A 4,529-nucleotide genomic window follows, 5' to 3' on the forward strand; every position below is an offset into this window, starting at 1 on the left:
GCTTCCAGGAACCAGCCCCCACCCGCCAAACAGCACGCTCAAAAGCGAACCATTTCCAGGCCGTTCAAAAGGGGGTTTGGCCGCTATTTTTCCGCTTCAGCGGCGGCGACTCAGAAAACAATACACGCCCACCAACCCCACCGCAAATCCACCCCGCAGCCGTGAACGTGCCACCAAAAACCCCGGAATGGCGGGGTTTTTGGTGGCTTATTCGCGTGACTTTGTGCCCGGGACCGCAGGCGGCACCACTATGGAGTGGCTCACACCCCACGGGCCCTAACCGGACACCCGCAGCGTCAGTTCAAAGTCGGCGTCCCGGGGCGCAAGCCGGTACGGCTCCAGGACCCCGGGCCCGCAAGCCGCGGTTCCCACCCCGCGCCTGGCATGGTCCAGGTAGATGTAGCTGCGCCCGTCGGGGACCAGATCTGAGCGGTGGGCGGCGGCATCCAGCACAGCCAGGCTGTAGGGACGCACAGTCAAGGCAAAGGGCTCACCGGAAACCGAAAGAGTTCCGCCGGCGGTTTGGATCGCCGCGGAGCGGACACCGGACCTGGCCCCGGACTCCTGGGGCCGCACATAGTCGACGTCCAGGTCGGCCAGCGGCAGTTCAAACCAGCCCGCCCGCGTGCCCTGGCCCGTATCCGGATAGCCCTGGTGGGGGCCCTGGCCGAACCACTGCACGGTTGACGTGGGGTCCCCGAGCACCAGTTCCAGGCCGATCCGTGCCCATTCCACCCCGAAGCCGGAGTTGACCCAGTCCCCCTCGGGCCGGACCTGGGTTTGCAGCGTCAACGCATCGTCGCCGCTGGTCCAGACGTAGTCCACCAGCACACCGAACTGCTTGTCCGCGGCCCCCATCCGTGTCCGTACACGGAGACATTCCCCGCCGTCGGACGTCTCGGCCGCGCTGATCCCCAGCAGGCGCGTATGCATCCGGCCAAGCCCTGCCTCCTTCCATTGCGTGGCGAGCGGCCGGGTGTCGGCGCCACCCCATTCGCTGCCGAGGTCGTTGTCGGTGGGCGGCCACCACAGGACCAGACCGAGCCTCTCAACGGGGAGGCCGCCAATGGACGTGGGCATTCCCGCGACCCGGCTGAACACAGCCCCGCCCAGGCGGAGTTCACCATCGGCCACTTCCACCGGGTCCTGCGCCGGCGCCGGTGTGCCGGCGGCGGCGAAGCGGACGGCCTGGCCCCAGGCCACCTCGTGTCCGGCGGAGGCCCAGCTGCTGTCGGTGGCCAGGACGGCGCTGACGGTGAGGACGGCCGAACGGTCCCCGGGCAGCCCCTGTACGTAATCGGCAACCGCTCCCGGCAGCGCAGCTGCCGCGTCGGACTGGGCCGGCAGCGGCGCGACGTCCACCGTTCCCTCAAGCTGTGTGCCGCCGTCGTCCGCCACCTTGTAGTGGAAGCTGAAGGCTGACGTGTCCGCGAAGTCGTGGCCGTTCCGCACCCGGAAGCCCGCCCAGTCCTGCGCGACCTCGATGTGCAGCGGTTCTATGACCTTCTTGAAATCCAGCAGCCCGGGCCGGGGCTTGCGGTTGGCGTCCACCAGGCCGTCGGTGACGAAGTTTCCGTCGTGGACTTCCTCACCGAAGTCGCCGCCGTAGGCGAATTGTTCGCCACCTCCAGGCGCGGGAACGCTGATTCCGTGCTCCAGCCATTCCCACACAAAGCCGCCCATCAGGCGCGGATACTTTTCGAACAGCTCCTGGTATTCGCTCATGCCGCCCGGGCCGTTTCCCATGGCGTGCACGTATTCGCACAGCACGAAGGGCATGGCACGGCGCCGCGCGTCCAGGGCCGCATCCTCGATGGCGGGCTCAACGCCTTTACCGATCAGCTCAGTTTCGGCCTGGCTCGCGTACATCCTCGAGTAGACGTCAACGTGGGCGGACGTCCAGTCACCCTCGTAGTGGATGGGACGGGAGGGATCCCGGTCCTTGGCCCAGCGGGACATGGCGGCGAGGTTCCTGCCGGAGCCTGCCTCGTTGCCCAGGGACCACATGATCACCGATGCGTGGTTCTTGTCCCGTTCCACGGTCCGGTGCATCCGGTCCAGCAGCGCGGCTTCCCACTGCGGGTCGTCACTGGGGTTCTGGGCCCATCCTGCGCTCTCGAAGCCGTGGGTTTCCAGGTCGCACTCCAGCACGACGTAGAATCCCAGCTGGTCCGCCAGCGCAAGGAATTCGGGGTGCGGCGGGTAGTGGGAGGTCCTGATGGCGTTGATGTTGTGCTGCTTCATCAGCCGCAGTTCTGCCTCCACCACGTCGCGCGGCACCACGCGGCCCAGCCGGGGGTGGTGCTCGTGCCGGTTCACCCCACGCAGCAGGATCCGCCTGCCGTTGACCTTGAACTGGGCATCCTCGATGGTGATGCTGCGGAAGCCCACCTGCAGCGCCACGGTCTCGCCGGGCGTGCTCACGGTGGCTTCGTACAGCCGCGGAATTTCGGCGGACCACGGTTCCACGGCGGCGATGGTGGTTGCCTCGCCTGCAGGACATTCCAGGCCAAGTTCGGGAACGCGTACGACGGCGTCAGCCGGCTTTCCGCCGCGGGTCACCTCAACGCGGAGGACGCCTTGGCCCGATTCGTGGTGGTAGTCGGCGTGGACGAAGACGTCGTCGATGCCGTCCCCGGGGCGGGCTTGCAGGGTCACGTCCCGGAAGATCCCGGGAAGCCACCACATGTCCTGGTCTTCCACGTAGCTGGCGGCCGAAAACTGGGCCACCCGAACGGCCAGGGTATTGGTCCCCTGGACCAGGACGCCGGAGACGTCGAACTCGTGGGGCAGCCTGCTCCCCCGGGTGGTACCGAGCTCCACGCCGTTGAGCCAGACTGTGCCCGCCGAGTCGATGCCGTCGAACCTGAGGAGGGCGTGCGGGAAGTATTCGGGGCCGGCCTCGAAGGTCACCAGATGGTCGCCGACGGGATTCGCCTCCGGTACGTGCGGCGGCTCCACGGCGAAGGGGAACTGCACATTCGTGTAGGCGGGCGCGCCGTGCCCGTGCATCGGCCAGCTGGAGGGGACGGGAAGGGTGGTGAAGCCGTCGAGGCCTGTGCCCTGCTGCCAGCCGTCGTCCGGCGCGGTGCGAATGCCCTCGTTCAAGCGGAACTGCCACTCGCCGTTGAGCAGCAGCTTCGGGGCATCCGTGGCCAGGTATGCCCTGGGGGCGTGGCCTCCCCTGCCCGGCGCCAGGGACTCCAGCTCCTGGATTGCGTCGGCACCGAGTTCGAGGCTCCCTGACGAACGTGTGGCTGGAGCTTCAGGGCGCGGAGCGGGGGTGCTGACTGACATGGATATCCTCGGTGCGTGCGGTTGAGTTGGACGCTGCGTGAACGTTCACGCGACAGACTCAAGCTTAGTCTTTCGACGCGCGTTTGAGTAGGGGTTCAGGCGGATTGCCGGCGGACCAGGGTGTGCCGGAGCACCAGGCGCGCTTCGACGCTGCCCGCCTCCACCGAGCCGGACAGCAGGCCATCCAGGAGGTCGACGGCGGCACGCCCCACCGCGCGCAGGTCCAGGGACAGGGTGGTCAGCTCGGGCGTCACGAGTTCCCCGAGCGGGATCCCGTCCATGCCGATCACGGGGCAATCTCCGGGCACCGCCCGGCCGGCTTCCTGCAGCGCCTTCAGGGCACCGGCGGCCATCAGGTCATTGAACGCCAGCAGGGCGTCAATCTCCGGGCTGCGGAGGAGCGCGGCCACCGCGGCCTTTGCTCCTGCGGCGGAAGGGTCCGCCTCACACCGCATCAGCTGGACTCCGAGGCCTTCTGCCACCGCCGCTGCGGCGGTGCCGCGGCCCAAAGCCGGGGCTGGCTGGTCGGAATCCAGATAGGCGACGTTCCGGCAACCCAACGTCACCAGGTGCTCCAGGGCAAGCCTGGCAGCATGCTGGTAGTCGAAGGAAATTCCCCCCGCAGCCCGGGCGTCCGGGTAGTCGAGGCCAACGACGGGGCGCCGCCCCATCAGCACCTGGGCCTGTTCCGACTCGGGGCCGAGGTAGCCGATGAGTGCATCCACATGGGGAGCGAGCCGCTCGGCGGCGTCGAGGGCGCTGCCGGCGCCGTGGCCGTAGTCGTCCACCACAACATTCCAGCCACGGTCTGTGGCGGCTTCGACGACGCTGGAGGCGAAAGCGGGGTAGTAGGGGTTGGTGAGGTCGGGGATGGCGAGGCCCACGGACGTGCGGGCTCCCTGGACCAGGCCCTTCGCGAACCGGCTGGGGGTGTACCCGAGTTCAGCCGCGAGCCGCCGCACACGCTCGCGGGTGTCCTGGCTGATGCCGGGCATATCGTTCATGGCCCGGGTTACCGTCTGTCGTGAAACGCCTGCCGCAGCCGCGACGTCCAGGATGGTGGCGCGCTTGGCCGCGGAGCTCGGGCGTCGGGAGGTCATAGACCGTAAGTCTAGGCTCCCTACCCGCCCTTGCCCTATCTGCCCATCCCGCCATTACGTCCTTCCGCCTCACCACGGACGCCCTCTCACGTCCTGCATGTTTTCCGTAGACGCCCGCTCGGTTTTGGCAGG

Annotated in this window: 2 protein-coding genes; both read right to left on the reverse strand. The window is 68.1% G+C overall.

All coding sequences use genetic code 11. The features are described 5' to 3' along the window. Nucleotides 1-276 precede the first annotated feature (276 nt). On the reverse strand, nucleotides 277-3,297 hold the full coding sequence (locus ACYSM9_RS21595; RefSeq protein WP_461858995.1) for a glycoside hydrolase family 2 TIM barrel-domain containing protein: 3,021 nt from the start codon (nucleotides 3,295-3,297) through the stop codon (nucleotides 277-279). 95 nt (nucleotides 3,298-3,392) lie between these two features. Further along, the gene (locus ACYSM9_RS21600; RefSeq protein ID WP_461858996.1) at nucleotides 3,393-4,397 is read right to left on the reverse strand and encodes a LacI family DNA-binding transcriptional regulator; all 1,005 of its coding nucleotides are present in this window, start codon (nucleotides 4,395-4,397) and stop codon (nucleotides 3,393-3,395) included. Nucleotides 4,398-4,529 lie beyond the last annotated feature (132 nt).

It is taken from the genome of Arthrobacter sp. C152, from assembly GCF_054890965.1.